This window comes from Micromonospora sp. NPDC006766, from assembly GCF_040636055.1.
In the GTDB taxonomy this organism is placed as follows: Bacteria; Actinomycetota; Actinomycetes; order Mycobacteriales; family Micromonosporaceae; genus Micromonospora.
Window position 1 is genome coordinate 1 of record NZ_JBEYIX010000082.1, and the last position, 16,059, is coordinate 16,059.

Genomic DNA, 16,059 nt, shown 5'->3' on the forward strand with positions numbered 1-16,059 from the left:
CGCCGGCATCAAGCCCGAGCCCGACGAGCCCACTACAAACGACGCCTCAACGCCGAACTTCAGCCATGATCCCGAACGGCGGCTGCCGTACTAGCTGGTGAGACATCGCATGCGTGACCACTCATCCGCCGTTGACAGAAACCGTCGCGTGACCAGTGCCCCAGAGAACCAGCGCCTACGCACCCGTGCTGCCACTACCCGACGCCACCGCAGGCACCTCAACCCCGCTCAACTTCGAAAGGCCACGATGCGCCTGCCCGCTGTCAGCCTGCCCCAGCGAATAGGTATCAACGTTTCCGGCGGGTTCGTCGTCCGGGAAGAGATCACGGAAGATGCGCGCCGCCTTTTCACGCGCCAGAATTCGGGTGCGTATGGCGGGATGCTCGACCATGAGGAATGAGATTGCGCAGACCGGGAAGGAGCTGCGGTCGGGCGCATTTCCGCCAGGGCGCCATCCACCTTTTCTGCTTCTGCTGCGTTGCCGATGTGAAGTTCAAAAGGGTGAAGACATGCAGGGCGACGACCTTCGTGGCCAGCCCGGGGGACGACCCCCCGTTGCACCCGATGAGGTGACGAAGCTGCAGTTCATCCGCCGAGAGTGGGGCTTGGTGTCGACCTGTAGCCGCACGGCCGGACCGGCTGTCGCGGCCCGCACCTCCGAGGGGTTGACGCCGTTGATTGCGACAGCAAATTAGCGAAACTGCGACAACTCTGCTACGGTCAAAGAAATCTGTCTGTCTCTCAACCGGTCGATACGTGCGGATTCTGGCGACCGGATGGCTCCGTCCTGCCCGCGAGGGTGGGTACGGGGCCGCATGGCGAAAATAAAGGAACATACGTGACGAACGGAAAAAGAGTAGCGATTATCGGTGCCGGTCCCTCGGGCATGGCTCAGCTGCGGGCCTTTGAGACCGCAGCGCGCGCGGGGGCGGACATCCCCGAGATTGTCTGTTTTGAGAAACAGGCTGACTGGGGTGGCCAGTGGAACTTCACCTGGCGCACCGGACTCGACGAGTACGGCGAGCCCGTGCACTCGAGCATGTACCGCAATCTGTGGTCGAATGGGCCGAAGGAAGCGCTGGAGTTCGCTGATTACACCTTCGACGAGCACTTCGGTCGCGCCGTCTCCTCATACCCGCCGCGCCCGGTTCTGTGGGACTACATCGCCGCCCGGCTGAAGAAGACGAACGTGCGCGATTTCATCCGTTTCCAGACCGTCGTGCGCTGGACGGAATACGACGCCGAGCGTGAGGTCTTCACGCTCACGGCCGAGAATCTCCCCACCGGGGAAACGACGACCGAGGAGTTCGACCATGTGGTCGTCGCCAGCGGCCACTTCTCTTTCCCTCACGTGCCGCAACTCCCTGGCATCGAGACCTTCCCCGGGTACATCGCCCACGCGCACGACTTCCGCGGCGCGGAAGCCTTCAAGGGGCAGGACGTCCTCGTCGTCGGCTCCAGCTACTCGGCCGAGGACATCGGCAGCCAGGCGTTCAAGATGGGCGCACGCTCGGTGACGGCGAGCTATCGTTCCGCGCCGATGGGCTACGACTGGCCTGAGGGCTTCGAGGAACGCCCCGTCATCAGGCGCATCGAGGGCAACACGGTCCACTTCGCAGACGACTCCTCGAAGCACATCGACGCCATCATCCTGTGCACCGGCTACCTGCACAAGTACCCGTTCCTGCCCGACGAGCTCGCGCTGGCCTCCCCGAACAACGTGTACCCGGACGGCCTTTACCGCGGTGTCGTGTGGCAGGACAACCCGCGTCTGGCCTACCTCGGCGCGCAGGACCAGTGGTTCACCTTCAACATGTTCGACGCGCAGGCCTGGTACGTACGCGACCTCATCCTGGGCCGCGCCGAGCTGCCGTCGGAGGCCGAACGCTCGGCGTCCATCGCCGAGTGGCGGGAACGTTTCGAAAAGCTTTCCTCGGACGCCGAAGAGATCCGCTTCCAGGCCGACTACGTGCGTGATCTGCTGCGGCAGACGGACTACCCCGAGTTCGACCTCGACCAGGTCGTCGAGATCTTCCTCGCGTGGAAGCGCGACAAGAAGGCCGACATCATGGGCTACCGCGACCGTGTCTACCGCTCGGTCATGACGGGAACCCTGGCCGCCGAGCACCACACACCGTGGCTCGAAGAACTCGACGACTCGATCGAGCGCTACCTCGCCGAGGACCCCGCCAAGACCCCGCAGAACGCTGAGCTCAGCGCAGCGGCGTAACTCCGAAGGTCCGTAACGGTGTCACCGAAGCGTACCCGTTGCTTGTGCCGTCGCGAGGGCGGCGAGGTTGCGGGCTGCGTTGGCGTCCCGGTCGAGGACCAGACCGCAGGCGTCGCAGGTGAACACTCGGACGTGCAGCGGCAGCGGGCCGCCGCCCGGCCCGCCACGTCAAGACGGCCTTGACGGCTTGTACGGACACTGGCGGGTCGGGCGGTGGGCTGCTCGGCTTGGCAGCCGGGATGGCCTACCGCAACCGCCCACGGGCCGTGACCCGCCGACGGAGCCCAGGCCATCCTGGAGCCGGAGCGCCCCCGCCGGAGGCGCAGTCACCGCAACCCCACGACCGCCGCCAGCTCGCCGACGCGGCCGGCGTGCGCTCCCCTACGCCGCGCGGGGTTCTGGCCACGCGACCCGGCCGGCTGCCGGCCCACCAGGTCACCCCATCAACGGTCTGTTGTTCTGCGGCGGCCCTCCGGGCTTCCCGCTCTCCCGCGCCAGCCGCCGGGCGTCAGGCGTGACAGGCCGCAGAGCGACAGCGGGGGGCCTGAGCCCTTATTGCTGGTGTAGCGCCAGGCGTGCTTCGAGGTCACGTCCGCGCTGATGGTGCGCCGCGGCGGTCCGCGCCAGGTGCCGCACGACGGCGGCTGCGGCGGCCCGTCCGGCCCGGCTCGCCCCGACGGTGCTCGCCGACGGGCCGTAGCCGACCAACTGCACGCGCGGATCTCGCACGGCCGTGGTGGCACCCTGAACGTTGCCGGGGACCTGCACGAGGGCGATGCCGCCCTGCGGTGACCGCAGTCCGAGCGGAGCCAGGTGGTCGACAGCAGCGCGGAATCCGGTGGCCCACAAAATCACGTCCACCGACTCGAAGGAACCGTCAGCCCAGCGCGCCCCGCCCGGTTCGATGACAGCGAACATGGGACGCCGCACGTAGGCGCCGAGCTCCGCCGCGCGACGCTCCTGGGTCCGCAGTGCCAGGCCGGTCACGCTCACCACACTGGCCGGCGGAAGTCCGCGGCGTACGCGCTCCTCAACCCTTGTCACGGCGGCAAGCCCGGCCTCAAAGTCGAAGTCGTCGTCGCGCCACACCGGTGGACGTCGGGTGACCCACAGGGTGTCGGTGACCGGTGCAAGCTCCCCGAGGAACTGCACAGCCGAGGCGCCGCCACCGACGACGAGCACCCGCTTGTCGCGAAAGTGCTCGGCCCCAGGGAAGGCCACGGTGTGGAGCTGCTCGCCGGTGAACGACGTGATCCCCGGGTAGTACGGCACGAACGGTCGCGTCCAGGTGCCGGTCGCGTTGACAAGGGTGCGCGTGCGCCACCGCCGCTCGCCGGCGTGCACCAGAAGCAGATCACCGTCGGCTTCCACCCGAGTGACGTGGACGGGTCGAACCACCGGCAGCCGGTGCCGCCGTTCGTACTCCCCGAAGTAGGCAGGGATTACCTGGTTGGCCCGCCGGTTCGACCGCGCTGGCGCCGGTGCGGCCGGCAGGTCGGCGACCCCATGGACATCCTCCATGGTGAGCGAGTCCCAGCGGTGCTGCCAGGCGCCCCCGGGCGCCGGGTTGGCATCGAGAACCACATGATCGATGCCCCTTTCCTGCAGGAAGAAGGACGCGGCGAGGCCAGCCTGCCCGCCGCCGATGACCAGGCTGTCCAAGGTCTCGGTCGGCAGTGCGGGGTGGCCTCGACCGTCGTCTCGACGGTCGAGGCCACCAACGACACGCCCTCGCAGGAGCGTCATCCTTGCCGTCGCGCCGCTTCGCGGCCCGTCAGGTAGCCGAACACCAGCCCCAGCGAGATCGTCCCTCCGGCGCCTCCGTAGAACCCCTTCGTGGGAGCGCCACCCGCGTTGCCGGCGGCGTAGAGGCCGGGGATGACCCCGCCCTCGGTGTTCAGCGCGCGTCCCGATGCGTCGGTCCTGGGGCCACCCACCGTGCCGAGTGCACTGGCCTCCACCTTGAGTGCGTAGTAGGGCGCGGTGTCGACCGGGCCGAGCACGCTCGACCTCGGGCTCTTCAACATCGGGCGGATGATCTTCGCCAGGGGCCCGACCACGATGGAACGCAGGCGCTCGGGGTCGTCCTTCTTCGCCACCCGCCCCGCCAGCTTGCTCACGACCGGACCGAGCAGGGCGGCGATACGCATCCGCGCCTTCGCCGTCCCGGCGGGAAACAGCGCATCGGGCGAGTACCTGCCCAGCCTGGGGTAGAAGGCGCCGAAGTAGCGGTCGAACAGGGTCTCACCGCGGTTGAACTGCGGGTCACGACCTCGTCGCGCTTCCGGGTTGAACTGGTCGACGGTGCGAAGCAGTCCCACCTCATCGACCCCGATCTTGGCGGCCAGCTCCGACAAGGTGTCGGCGCTGTGGAGGTAGTCGGGGACGGGTCCGCCCGGAGTCACGCCGAAGATCCCGAACTTCGTCCAGTAGTTCTGGTCGAAGATCAGCCACACCGTGGCGTTCGGCATGGTGCCCGTCTCCGGGTCGACCTCGCGCATGATCTTCCCGAACTGGTCGTAGGCAAGCGCCTCGTTCGCGAAGCGCTCCCCCTTGCTGTTCACCATGATGCTGTGCGGCAGCGCTCGTTCGCCGAGGAAGACGCGACTGAGCGGACGGCCCTCCAGCTCTTCACCGGGCAGTTGTACGCCCGGCATCCACCAGGCGTCCTGCATACCGGTCAGGTCAGCGCCCACGTCCTTGGCCAGCTGAACCGCGATGCCGTCGTGGCCCTTGGGAGAGACCTGCACGCCGAATGGCGCGTCGAGATAGTTCGTCGTCAGGTCGCTCGAGCTCTCGAACCCGCCGCTGGCCAGCAGGACACCCCTGGTGGCGCGCACGGTGTGCTCCACGCCGTCATCAGCTCGTACGACGATCCCCCGCACTGCCGACTCCTCGATGATGAGTCGGGTTGCGGGCGTCTCGACCCGCACGTCGACACCGTTGCGCAGGCCGGCCTCGAGCAGGGCCCCCACCAACGCCGGTCCGGCGAGCCAGACGTCATCGATGCCGATTCCACCCAGCAACCAGAACGGGAGCGGGTTCTTGGCCATACCCGTCGTCAGGGCCGGCCGCACGTACTTCGCGGCGTCCCCCAGTCCCTTGGGGGAGTAGGGGCCGGGGAAGAGCGCCCGACCGACGGACGCGCCGTCGATGTCGGAGCGGTAGTCGGGCCAGATCGTCGGGATCCAACCGAAGGACGTGTGCTCTTCGATGTATCGGGCGACTTGGGGTCCGGTTTCGAGGAACTTCTCCACCAAGTCGTGGTCGAGGATCTTGTCGCGACCTTCGCCGTAGATGTAGCGTCGCGCCTGTTCCAGGTCGTCCTTCACCTTCAGGTCCTCGGTCGAGAAGCCGTGGTTGGGAATCCACGCGGCACCCGCAGAGATCCCCGTAGCGCCCCCCACGATCTCCCGGGACTCGACGACTAGGACTCGTGCACCCTCCTTGGCCGCGGTCAGTGCCGCCATCAGGCCCGCACCGCCGGACCCGACGATGGCTACATCCACCTCTTCGGGGATGCCCTCTTGGGACACGGTACCGATGGAGCCACTGCGCCGACTCGCGCTGCTATCCATGATGTTCTCCGTTTCCGTAATCCCCCGCCCGCAGTGAGAAAAAGATGAGGCGGTGACATCTAGTTCAACGTTCAACTAGAACGACCTGTTCCTTCATGCCGGCGTGATCCCGGCCACCATCGTGCGGGAGACCGCCACGACCCCTGCCCCAGCCCGGAACGCCCGCGCCGACGGGGCCCTGCCCTTCGTCCTCCCCAGCGCGGCCAACCATCCGCACGCACCGCGGATGACGCCCAACCCGGACGGTTCGTTCATCACATTCGGGGTCGTTTCCGTCCTGACCCGGGCCGGCATCCAAAACTCCCTGGCTCGATGTCGCGAAATCCTGGTGCTGGTCCCGGATCGATCGGCCTGACGGCCTCGACGCCTACTGGGTCAAGTTCGCCCTCGACTTCCTCGACCACGAATCGGACGAGGAACGCGCCCGCGCAGCCATCGAGTCGCACCGGACCAAGATCGGGGCCGACGGCACATTACCCGTCCCCGGTGGCACGGAGAACGAACGCCTCACCGCCCTCGTTCTCTCGCCACGCCCGGGCCTGCGCAGCCGGACTCTGTTCACCGAGGAGCACATCCAGGCAGAGCTGGACCGGCTCGAGGAAGACCAGCTCGAGGACGGCGGCTGGATGTTCGACTGGCTCGACTGGCCCCGGGGCAACCCGTGGAGTGGCGCGGCGCCGTGACACTGCGCGCCCTCGCCACCCTCGCTGCACATGGGTGCGCCGGATAATGACGTGTGCGCTCATCGGCACATCCGGGCACCGGGGATCAGCGTCGATGGCATATTCGGCGACGAGCGCCTCGCGGCAGATCCGCACATGTGATCAAGGCATGTTGTCCGTCGTCGGCAGCAGGCCGAACGCGATGCGGTAGGGCTGTACTCGCTTTGGCCTGGTGATCGGGGGACGACCTGGATCTCATGGCCCAGCTCTCCGGCTCATCGGGTGCGGCTGAGGGCCGCGGTGAGGTGGTCGAGATAACGTGAGACGGGGCCGACGGTGAGCATGCCGCTGCCGGCCCCGGCCAGCTCGTTCGCGGCCGGCGTGAGTTCGGTCCGGGCGCGCTTCATCGCCGTCCGGTTGTCCAGGGCGATTGCAGCCTGGGCGGTGGGGCACCACAGGGCCTCGAACAGCAGGTCGCGCGGCGGATCCGGGGCCTGACGCAGCGCCGCAGCGGCATCGGCCGGGCGGTCCTGGGTCAGCAGGACGAGCGGGCGCACCCAGGGCGTGTAAGGGCCCCAGTCGCTGTCATTGTCGAAGCGGATCGGGTCGCCGTGCCACACGCGCTGACACAGCAGGGCCAGCGGTAGGAGGCCCCGCTCGACGCCGGGCATGCTGGCGTTGGCGAGCTGTGCCGCGGCGTCGCGGTAGGCGGCTTCCGCGGCCTGTGGCGACGGCCCGGTCGCGGCCAGTCGCAGTGCGCGGTACCACTGGGTGAACACGCCGACCAGCAGGCGGTCGTGCCGCTCGGCGAGCCGGTCCGCTGCGGCGGCGTGCTGGTCGCCGGTGGTGAAGTCCGCGAGCGCGCTGCGGGCCTGTAGTCGGACGAGATGTGTCACATCCCACGTGGACGAGGTCAAGAACTGCTGTAGCTGCTGGTGATCGACCCCGAGTCGTTCGGCCAACGGCTGCATCGACTTACGCCGGCCGTCCAGCATCAGCCCACGCAGATACCGAAGCCCAGTCGCACGCTGATCCGACCGCGGCAACCCCGCGAACACCCCAGCCGCGAACTCCTCCAGCCGCACCCGCACCCGGGCGAGCCCTCCCTCGTCCATGCCCGGCAGCCAAACACAGCCGAAACCGCCCTACAAGCGACACACCGTAACAACCTAACAAAGCACTACTAGCCGTCCGGACCGGATTCGCCAGCCCGCCGTCGGCCCCACCGGTTTGTCGAGCCGCAGCCCGAGGGCCTCTTCGACCTGGCCCCGGTCGCAGCGGCGCCGGCAGCTGCGCCGCAGCCCACGCCGGTCGCCCCTGACCTGGTGGCGGCGCTGCTCGACGGCGGCGACCGGGCGGCCCCCGACACCCTGGCCGCCCGGGCCGGCGTCCCGGCGTACCGCATCCACGGCACGATGACGGCCCTGCGTCGGCTGCTCCAGGTCGAGGGCTATCCCGTCATCACCATGGATCCGGACGGGCGTACCATCCACCTCAACCGGGCGTTGCTGATCGAGCAGTTCGAGCTGGAGCCGCGGTGACCGTCGACATCTCCGCCCGCCGCCGACGAGACATCGTTGACGCGCTGCGACGCGGTGTCGTCCCGAGCAACGGCCTCGACGCGCTCGCGGTCGGGCTGGACCGGTTCACCGCCGCCCTCGACGACGACCTCGACCGGGTCGCCAGTGAGGGCAGGGTGTTCAAGGGCTTCCGGGTCGACTCGGTTTCACGTGCCGTACACCTGGAATGTGTACAGCGAGTAGCCCCACTGGGTGCCGCGGGCCGTGCCGTAGATGCGCACGTACCGCGCCGAGGCGTTCAGGCCGGTGTTGTCGTCCTCACCGCCGTTGCCGTTGGTGACGGTTCGAATCGTGGTCCAGGTGTTCCCGTCGGCCGAGGTCTGGATCTGGTAATCCTTGCCGTAGGCGGCCTCCCACACCAGCCGGACCCGGTTGACGGTGTGCGTGGCGCCGAGGTCGACCCGGATCCACTGCGGGTCGGAGAACGCGCTCGACCACCGCGTGGTGGTGGAGGCGTCCACGGCGTTCGAGGCGGGGAACGAGGCGTTCTCCACGCTGGACGCCGTCGCCGGGTGGTTCAGTGCCAGGTCCGTCTGCGGCGGGGGCGTGGTGTCGACCGCGCAGTTGCCGGTGCCCTGCGCGGCATAGCGGACGCCGCCGAGCAGGTGCGTGCGGTAGTTCGCCTCGCCGTAGCTGCCGATGGTGTGGCCCATGCCGGTGTAGAACGACCGGCCGCCGTCATATGCCCGGCACCACGAGATGGGATGGTCGCTGCCCATCGCGCCGCCGCTGTAGGTGGACTCGTCGAGGGTGGCGAGGACGTGCACCTGCGAGCGGGGGTTGGTGCGGTAGTTGTACCACTCGTCGGTGCGGCTCCACGCGACCGGCAGGCCGGCCGTCGACGGGTGGGTGGTGTCGGTGATGCGGACCGTGGCGGCCTGGATCGCCGGGTGGCTGGCGAAGTACGCCCCGACGAGGCCGCCGTACCAGGGCCAGTCGTACTCCGTGTCGGACGCCGCGTGCACGCCGACGTAGCCGCCGCCGGCGCGGATGTAGTTCTCGAAGGCGGTCTGCTGCGCCGCGTTGAGCACGTCGCCGGTGGTGGACAGCCAGATGACCGCCTTGAACCGGGCCAGGTTCGCCGTGTTGAACTGGGCCGCGTCCTCCGTGGCCTCGACGGCGAAGTTGTTCGCGGCGCCCAGGTCGCGGATCGTCTGGATGCCGGTAGGAATGGAGTCGTGGCGGAATCCGGCGGTCTTGCTGAACACGAGCACGGTGAAGTCCGGCGCCGCGTGGGCCGGCACGGCGGTGAGGCCGAGCGCGGCGGTGACCACGGCGACGCAGAAGAAAGCCAGTCTGCGCAACATGATCGGTATCTCCCCTAACCGTAGACTTCGAAGCTGAACAGCGAGTAGCCGTAGCCGGTGCCGCGGGCCGTGCCGTAGATGCGCACGTACCGCCCCGAGGCGTTCAAGCCCGTGTGGTCGTCCTCACCGCCGTTGCCGCCGGTGACCGAGCGGACCGTCGTCCAGGTGGTGCCGTTGGCGGACGTCTGGATCTGGTACGCGGAGCCGTACGCCGCCTCCCACAGCAGGCGGACCCGGTTGACGGTGTAGGTGGCGCCCAGATCCACCTGGATCCACTGCGGGTCGGAGAACGCGCTCGACCACCGCGTCGTCGGTGACGCGTCCACCGCGTTGGCGGCCGGGAAGCTGGCGTTCTCCACGCTGGACGCGGTGGCCGGCTTGTTCAGGGCCAGGTTCGTCGCCGGCGCGCCGCTGGTGGCGAACGTGAAGCTGTCCAGGTCGAACAGCGCGCCCGTGCCGGTGCCGGCGAAGGTGACGTACAGCGAGGTGGTGCCGGCCGGCGCGCCGCTGATGGCGCCGCTCACGGTGGCGAACGTCTCCCACGACCCGGTCGGTGTGACGGCCGCCGAGCCGATGATCGTGCCGGTCGGCGAGCCGGTGCGGAACTGCAGCGTGCCGCCTGCCCCGGCCGAGGAGACCCGGGCGGTGAAGGAGGTGGCGTTGTTGAGCTTGTACGGGTCGAACTGGATCCAGTCGCCGTTGTTGATGTCGCCGACGGTCATGCCGCCCTCGGCCGTGGTCTTGGCGAACTTGTTGACGCCCGACGAGGTCTTGTAGTGCTCGGCCTGCCGGTGCTTCGGCGCCAGGATGTTCTGCGCGTGGGTGGTGAGGCCGCCCTTGTCGGTGTAGGACGCGTCGAAGATCGGGAAGATGTTCGCCGCGTCGTCGTGCTCGCCGTCCACCGGGATCGTGATCGTGCCGGAGCAGCCGGTCTGCGAGGTGATCTGGTGGGCGTGCTGGTCGTGTCCGATCAGGTAGGCCATGGTCACCTTGGCGCAGTCGATCGTGCCGTCCTCCGGGTCGGTGACTGTGACGCTCCACGAGACGCTGTCACCGAAGGCGGCCAGCTGCCCGGACGCGGGGCTGTTGACGGTGACCGTGGGGGCGGTGTTGCCGACACTGATCGGCACGCTGGCCGTGCCGGTGGCGCCCTGCGGGTCACGCACCGTGAGGGTGGCCGTGTAGTTGCCGTTGACGGTGTACGTGTGCGACGGGTTGGCGGCGGTGGAAGTGCCGCCGTCGCCGAACGCCCACGAGTAGGTCAGTGCCCCGCCCTCCGGGTCCGACGACCCGGCCGAGGAGAACGTCACGGCCAGCGGCGCCGCGCCCGAGGTGCGGTTGGCGCTCGCCACGGCGGTCGGTGCGCGGTTGCCGCCGGTGCCGACGTAGTCGTAGCGGTACAGCGCCGAGTTCGCGTCGCCGTTGAAGTAGCCGGTGCCGTAGTCCAGGACGTACAGCGACCCGTCCGGGCCGAAGGCCATGTCCATGACCTGCTTGCCGTTCCACGGGAAGTTGTCGATGGTGCCCGGCGAGCCGTCCGCGTTGACCACGATCGGCTTGATCCAGCCGCGGCCGAACTCGCCGGCGAAGAACTGCCCGTCCAGGCTGGCGGGGAACTTCGTAGTCGACGGGTTCGCGGCGTCGTACCGGTAGACCGGGCCGGCCATCGGCGACTCGGAGCCGCCACCGAAGGCCGGCGGGGAGCCCGCGTCGCCGGCGTAGCGGATCCAGGCGGGCTTGGCCGCCGGCAGCGTGGTCAGGCCCGTGTTACGGAAGGAGTTGTTCGTCGCGCCGCCGGCGCAGTTGAACTTCGGGCCGGTGGAGTTGGTCGCGAAGTTCCACTTGTTGTACGTCTCGGTGGTGGTGTTGGTGCCGGTGCAGTACGGCCAGCCGTAGAAGCCCGGCCCGGTGATCCGGTCGAACTCCACCTGGCCGGATGGACCCCGGTTGGGGTCGGTGGTGCCGGCGTCCGGCCCGTAGTCGCCGAGGTAGACGATGCCGGTGGCCTTGTCGACGCTCATCCGGAACGGGTTACGGAAGCCCATGGCGTAGATCTCGGGCCGGGTGTTGGGGGTGCCCGGCGCGAACATGTTGCCGGCCGGGATTGAGTACGTCCCGATGGCGTTGACCTTGATCCGCAGGACCTTGCCGCGCAGGTCGTTGGTGTTGCCGGCGGAGCGCTGCGCGTCGTAGGCCGGGTTGCGGTTGGTGCGCTCGTCGATCGGTGTGTAGCCCGACGACTCGAACGGGTTCGTGTCGTCGCCAGTGGACAGGTACAGGTTTCCGGCCGCGTCGAAGTCGATGTCGCCGCCGACGTGGCAGCACATGCCGCGGCTGGTCGGCACCTCCAGGACCGTGACCTGGCTGGCCGTGTTGACCGTGAAGTCGGCGTTGAGCGTGAACCGGGACAGGCGGTTGACCCCGGTCCAGGTCGCCCAGTCGGTGGCGGTACCGCTGGCGGGCGCGTCGCCGGCGGGGGTGCTCAGCGGCGGCGCGTAGTACAGATAGATGTAGCGGTTGCTGGCGAAGTTGGGGTCCGCGGCGACGCCCTGCAGCCCCTCCTCGTCGTGGGTGTAGACGGGGATGTTCGCGATCACCGACGTGTTGCCGGCGGCGTCGGTGCGGCGCAGGGTCCCGTTGCGCGCGGTGTGCAGGACCGAGCGGTCCGGCAGCACCGCGAGCGCCATGGGCTCGCCGGTCTCGGCGACGCCTTTGGCCAGCGTGACCTGCTGGAATTCCGCAGGGTTGATCGCCGCTGCGGCCGGGGTCGCCGCGGCGACCATGACAAGCCCCGGGGTGAGCAGGAGTAGGGCGGCCGTCATTGGCCGCCATCGACGGGTGGGGTGATATCGCTTCATTGGTGCCCCTTCCTGACCGAACCCGTCAGGCAAGGCGCGCGCCGCCGCGCGGCAGCCGAGGCTGCCGCAATGCCGGCCCGCGTCGTCGAGCGCACCTCCACGTCCGCACGAATGGAACATTGGGAGAGCGCTCTCAGCCGTGCGCACATCCTACGGAAGTTGAATCGATACGTCTAGATGTTTCGATCAAGACGGCAAAACTTTCTGCGACGCCAGTCAAAAGGTGGGCGTACGCGGCCGGCCCCTCCCTCTGCGCTTGCACACGGAGAGTGCCTGTCGGCGCGGCGGTGCTCTCGCCCTGCGGCTTGTCGACCTGGACCGCCCCAGCGGGCTCGTGCGCTTGGCCGAGAAAGGAACGGTTCGGTGGCAGCCGGTCAGCCGCGACCTCGCCGAGCACCTACGAACATGCCCGCGTCCGCGGCGCCGTTCTCGACTGTGAACAGGATGTTCGCCAGTTTCGACAGCGGGTAGCTCGGCTCTCCGCGGGCCAGTTCGTCCCACGGGATCCGCTTGGCCGACCTGTGCACATCAGACGACACCGTGATCACGCGGGCCGGCGCGCTACTCACCAGCCGTTCCCGCAGCAGGCTGGTCAGCAGGAACGGCGCCAGATGGTTGACGGCGAACATGGTCTCGTAGCCGTCGACCGTGAACTGCCGCTTGAGCATGATCACACCGGCGTTGTTGTCGAGCACGTCGAGCCGGTGGTACTTCTCCAGCACCTCGGCGGCCAGCCGGCGCACTTCTGCCAGGCTCGACATGTCGGCCGTCAGGAGGTCCACCTCGGCGCCGGGCGCCCGCTGCCGAATCTCCTTGACGGCCGCTCGCCCTCGCTCGGCGTCGCGCCCGACGACGACCACGGTCGCCCCAACTCGGCCAGCCGCGCCGCCGTCTCCCGACCAATCCCGCTGGTCCCGCCGGTCACCAGGCACACCTTGCCGGACATTGTGGTATGCCGCCGTCAGCCACCGCAACGTCCAGATCGCTGCCGTTACGCCGACCCACGCACCACCATGCGCTACGACCGAACCGGTAACAACCTGGACCGCCGTACCAATCGCCAACCGGGTCGAACGCTCACGCAGCTCATCGGAGTACTTCCTCGGTGAAGGCATCGCTGGTGTTCCTCCCAGGTTTCGATGTACCCATCAGACCCGGTGCGGGACAACGGCGCTGGCATCCGGTTCGTCCGCACCGGCGAGCAGACGGAGCAGGGTGGATTTGCCGGTGCCGTTCTCGCCGATCAGGCCGATCCGGCGGCCCGGGGCCGCGGTGAGGGAAAACCCGTCCAGCACGCGACGGCTGCCGAGAGTATGGATGAGGTCGTGAGCGAGCAGTGTGTCGGGCATGGAGGGTCACACCTGCGGGCCGCTGCGGGCCACCGGCCTGCACGGCCGGTGGCCCGTAGCGGGGTGGAGCCGGTGGTCAGGCGAGGTCGGGTGCGGGGATTTCGCGTAGTTGGCCGCCGTCGAGGCGGAGCCACCGCTGCACACCGATGTCGGTGAGGAACCGTTCGTCGTGGCTGACGACGACAAACGCGCCCCGGTAAGCGGTGAGGGCGTTGCCTAGTTGGCCCACGCTGACCAGGTCGAGGTTGTTGGTGGGTTCGTCGAGCAGCAGCAGGTGCGGCGCTGGCTGGGCGTACAGGACGCAGGCGAGGGTGGCGCGCAGCCGTTCGCCGCCGGAGAGTACGCCGACGGGGAGGTGGGCGCGGGCACCGCGGAACAGGAACCGGGCGAGCAGGTTCATCCGTTCGGCCGGCGGCCGGTCGGGGGCGTACGCGGCGAAGTTTTCCGCGACCGTCCGGTCGAGGTCCAGCAGGTCCAGCCGTTGCGACAGGTACGCGACGCGGCCGTCGGCGCGGTGCATTCGCCCGGCGTCCGGGGTGAGGTCACCGTGCAACAGGCGCAGCAGGGTGGACTTGCCGGCACCGTTGGGGCCGGTCAGCGCGATCCGCTCCGGTCCCCGGATGGTCAGGTCGGTGCCGTCGCCGGCGAAGACCGCACGGTCGCCGTGGTAGACCTGCATGCTTTCGCCGGCGACCACGGTGCGGCCGGCGGGAACGGTGGTGTCGGGCAGGTCCAGGGTCAGGGCTTGGTCGTCGCGCAGCGTCCGGCTAGCCTCGTCGAGCCGGGTCTGGGCCTCACTGACCCGGTTGGCGTGCGCCTGCTGCGCCCGGCCGGCCGACTCCTGGGCGCTGCGTTTGAGCCCACCGGCGACGATGCGAGCCAGGCCGGCGTTGCCGAGGTTGCGGGCGGCGTTGCTGGCGCGGCGTTCGGCCCGCTCTCGGGCCTGTTGCATCTCCCGCTTCTCCCGCTTCACCTCCTGCTCGGCGCTGCGCACGGTCCGCTCCGCCGCCTCGCGTGCCGTGCGCGCCGCCTCCTCGTACGCGGTGAAGTTCCCGCCGAACAGGCGCACCTCACCGCGGTCGAGTTCGGCGATGCGGTCCATCCGGTCCAACAGGACCCGGTCATGGCTGACCACCAGCAGACACCCGGACCAGCCCTCCAGCACCGCGTACAGCCGGTGGCGCGCGTCGATGTCGAGATTGTTGGTCGGCTCGTCCAGCAGCAGCACGTCCGGACGCCTGAGCAGCTGCGCCGCCAGGCCGAGGGACACCACCTGCCCGCCGCTGAGAGTGTGCAGGCGCCGGTCCAACGTCACGTCACCGAGGCCCAGCCGGTCAAGTTCGGCGCAGCTGCGCTCCTCCACGTCCCAGTCGTCCCCGACAGCCGTGAAGTGTTCCTCCGCCGCGTCGCCGGCCTCGATGGCACGCAGTGCCGCGAGGGCCGCATCGATCCCGAGCACCTGCGCGACGGTCAGGTCACCGGCCAAGGGCAGGTCCTGCGGCAGGTAGCCGAGGACACCCTCGACCGTCACGCCGCCACCGGTCGGGGTGAGCCCGCCCGCGATCAAACGCAGCAGGGTCGTCTTGCCAGCGCCGTTCGGCGCGACCAGGCCCGTACGGCCGGGTGGCACGGCAAAGGACAGATCCCGGAAAACTGGAGTGTCGTCCGGCCAGGAAAAGGACAGGTTTGTGCAAATAATGCAGACGTCAGACATCGGGAGAACCCTCGAAGAGAGAGCCGGGAACGCGACAGACGCCCCGGTCGGGCAGACAGGTCTACGACGAGACAGGCCGCCCCGGCGCAGGCCGTAGGCGGCTGGGGCCGCTCACCCCGAGATGTCGTCGTCCCCCGTCACCATGATCCGCTCCCTCGCACCCTTATCGCGGTCTCCGCCGCGCAGCACCAGCCTAACAACTCTCTGAATGCCACCGGCACGGCAACCGCCTCGCGTCCAGCGGTGACCGATGGGCTGACTTCTCCGCGACCGGCGATCGGCCGGAACACGCACCGCCCCCGTCCTGCCACCAGCCGCGTCGACCCCTGCGTTCTCTGGCGTAACGCCAACGCCTCACCTTGACGTCCAGGGCCACGGCTGGCACGACATTGATCTGCCGACTATCGGTTCACGATAACGGCATTCAGCTGCCACCGTGATTAGTAGCCAGGGATCAGCGCGGGCTTCGACATGAACTCCCGCGACGGCCGGCGGGAGGTCATGCGCTGCTCGTCTGGCTGTCGGCAGGGGGAGTCGATGGTGGCGGGGGAGTGGTGCGACGACTCCTTTACTCGGCCGGTTTATCAGAATTGCGGCGTGGAAACCCGGCCGTTTACGGCCGGGAGGAAACGCCGCCACCTCCCCTCAAGGTGTGTCTTACGTGGACGATTGTTAGAATGTGGGGTGTGGGTGAGGTGGTGAAGCGGGCGTACAAGTACCGCTTTTACCCGTCGCCCGAGCAGGCTGAGCTGCTGGGCCGCACGTTCGGGTGTGTGCGGAA

Annotated in this window: 12 protein-coding genes and 2 pseudogenes; 4 read left to right on the forward strand and 10 right to left on the reverse strand. The window is 68.8% G+C overall.

Annotation, left to right across the window (positions count from 1 at the left end; translation table 11 throughout):
• Window positions 1-175: 175 nt before the first annotated feature.
• Window positions 176-391 carry a hypothetical protein gene (locus ABZ671_RS31225; protein WP_357864858.1) on the reverse strand — a complete coding sequence of 72 codons (216 nt, stop codon included), beginning with the start codon at window positions 389-391 and terminating at the stop codon, window positions 176-178.
• A 447-nt stretch (window positions 392-838) separates the two neighbouring features.
• Between ABZ671_RS31225 and ABZ671_RS31230 the strand changes: the two genes are divergently transcribed.
• Window positions 839-2,230, forward strand: a complete 1,392-nt coding sequence (locus ABZ671_RS31230) for an NAD(P)/FAD-dependent oxidoreductase (RefSeq protein ID WP_357864860.1) — start codon at window positions 839-841, stop codon at window positions 2,228-2,230.
• Window positions 2,231-2,251: 21 nt separating this feature from the next.
• Here the strand turns inward: ABZ671_RS31230 and ABZ671_RS31235 are convergent, their stop codons facing one another.
• From ABZ671_RS31235 to ABZ671_RS31250, 4 genes are all read right to left on the reverse strand, one after another.
• Window positions 2,252-2,356: a zinc ribbon domain-containing protein gene (locus ABZ671_RS31235; RefSeq protein WP_357864861.1), complete on the reverse strand. Its 105-nt coding sequence runs from the start codon at window positions 2,354-2,356 to the stop codon at window positions 2,252-2,254.
• Window positions 2,357-2,782: 426 nt separating this feature from the next.
• Window positions 2,783-3,976: an NAD(P)-binding domain-containing protein gene (locus tag ABZ671_RS31240; protein ID WP_357864862.1), complete on the reverse strand. Its 1,194-nt coding sequence runs from the start codon at window positions 3,974-3,976 to the stop codon at window positions 2,783-2,785.
• Complete coding sequence (locus ABZ671_RS31245) at window positions 3,973-5,808, reverse strand: FAD-dependent oxidoreductase (protein WP_357864864.1); 1,836 nt, start codon at window positions 5,806-5,808, stop codon at window positions 3,973-3,975. Before ABZ671_RS31245 ends, ABZ671_RS31240 begins: the two co-directional genes overlap by 4 nt.
• A 937-nt stretch (window positions 5,809-6,745) precedes the next feature.
• Window positions 6,746-7,585: a transposase gene (locus tag ABZ671_RS31250; protein ID WP_357864866.1), complete on the reverse strand. Its 840-nt coding sequence runs from the start codon at window positions 7,583-7,585 to the stop codon at window positions 6,746-6,748.
• A 210-nt stretch (window positions 7,586-7,795) separates the two neighbouring features.
• Here ABZ671_RS31250 and ABZ671_RS31255 point away from each other — a divergent pair, with 210 nt between their 5' ends.
• Together ABZ671_RS31255 and ABZ671_RS31260 are read left to right on the forward strand one after the other, a co-directional pair.
• Window positions 7,796-8,011, forward strand: coding sequence for a hypothetical protein (locus tag ABZ671_RS31255; protein ID WP_357864868.1), 216 nt, complete (start codon window positions 7,796-7,798; stop codon window positions 8,009-8,011).
• A pseudogene (locus ABZ671_RS31260) lies at window positions 8,008-8,166 on the forward strand (BREX system ATP-binding domain-containing protein); the annotation flags it as partial. The gene ABZ671_RS31255 and the pseudogene ABZ671_RS31260, both read left to right, overlap by 4 nt.
• A 30-nt stretch (window positions 8,167-8,196) precedes the next feature.
• On the opposite strand, the gene ABZ671_RS31265 reads toward ABZ671_RS31260, so the two are convergent.
• From ABZ671_RS31265 to abc-f, 5 genes and pseudogenes are all read right to left on the reverse strand, one after another.
• The gene (locus tag ABZ671_RS31265; protein WP_357864870.1) at window positions 8,197-9,357 is read right to left on the reverse strand and encodes a ThuA domain-containing protein; all 1,161 of its coding nucleotides are present in this window, start codon (window positions 9,355-9,357) and stop codon (window positions 8,197-8,199) included.
• Window positions 9,358-9,371: 14 nt separating this feature from the next.
• Window positions 9,372-12,179 carry a PQQ-dependent sugar dehydrogenase gene (locus ABZ671_RS31270; protein ID WP_357864872.1) on the reverse strand — a complete coding sequence of 936 codons (2,808 nt, stop codon included), beginning with the start codon at window positions 12,177-12,179 and terminating at the stop codon, window positions 9,372-9,374.
• Between the two features lie 410 nt (window positions 12,180-12,589).
• The gene (locus ABZ671_RS31275) at window positions 12,590-13,330 is read right to left on the reverse strand and encodes an SDR family NAD(P)-dependent oxidoreductase (protein ID WP_357864874.1); all 741 of its coding nucleotides are present in this window, start codon (window positions 13,328-13,330) and stop codon (window positions 12,590-12,592) included.
• A 63-nt stretch (window positions 13,331-13,393) separates the two neighbouring features.
• Window positions 13,394-13,564: pseudogene (locus ABZ671_RS31280) on the reverse strand (ATP-binding cassette domain-containing protein); the annotation flags it as partial.
• 76 nt (window positions 13,565-13,640) lie between these two features.
• Complete coding sequence (abc-f, locus tag ABZ671_RS31285; protein WP_357864876.1) at window positions 13,641-15,278, reverse strand: ribosomal protection-like ABC-F family protein; 1,638 nt, start codon at window positions 15,276-15,278, stop codon at window positions 13,641-13,643.
• A gap of 677 nt (window positions 15,279-15,955) precedes the next feature.
• Between abc-f and ABZ671_RS31290 the strand changes: the two genes are divergently transcribed.
• Window positions 15,956-16,059: helix-turn-helix domain-containing protein (locus ABZ671_RS31290; protein WP_357864878.1), on the forward strand; the 104-nt coding region annotated here is incomplete at its 3' end.

Excerpts from the sequence above, each read along its gene's own strand:
- abc-f (WP_357864876.1), bottom strand. The coding sequence starts at position 15,278 with ATGTCTGACGTCTGCATTATTTGCACAAACCTGTCCTTTTCCTGGCCG.
- ABZ671_RS31250 (WP_357864866.1), bottom strand. The coding sequence starts at position 7,585 with ATGGACGAGGGAGGGCTCGCCCGGGTGCGGGTGCGGCTGGAGGAGTTC.
- ABZ671_RS31240 (WP_357864862.1), bottom strand. The coding sequence starts at position 3,976 with ATGACGCTCCTGCGAGGGCGTGTCGTTGGTGGCCTCGACCGTCGAGAC.
- ABZ671_RS31275 (WP_357864874.1), bottom strand. The coding sequence starts at position 13,330 with ATGCCTTCACCGAGGAAGTACTCCGATGAGCTGCGTGAGCGTTCGACC.
- ABZ671_RS31265 (WP_357864870.1), bottom strand. The coding sequence starts at position 9,357 with ATGTTGCGCAGACTGGCTTTCTTCTGCGTCGCCGTGGTCACCGCCGCG.
- ABZ671_RS31225 (WP_357864858.1), bottom strand. The coding sequence starts at position 391 with ATGGTCGAGCATCCCGCCATACGCACCCGAATTCTGGCGCGTGAAAAG.
- ABZ671_RS31245 (WP_357864864.1), bottom strand. The coding sequence starts at position 5,808 with ATGGATAGCAGCGCGAGTCGGCGCAGTGGCTCCATCGGTACCGTGTCC.
- ABZ671_RS31270 (WP_357864872.1), bottom strand. The coding sequence starts at position 12,179 with ATGACGGCCGCCCTACTCCTGCTCACCCCGGGGCTTGTCATGGTCGCC.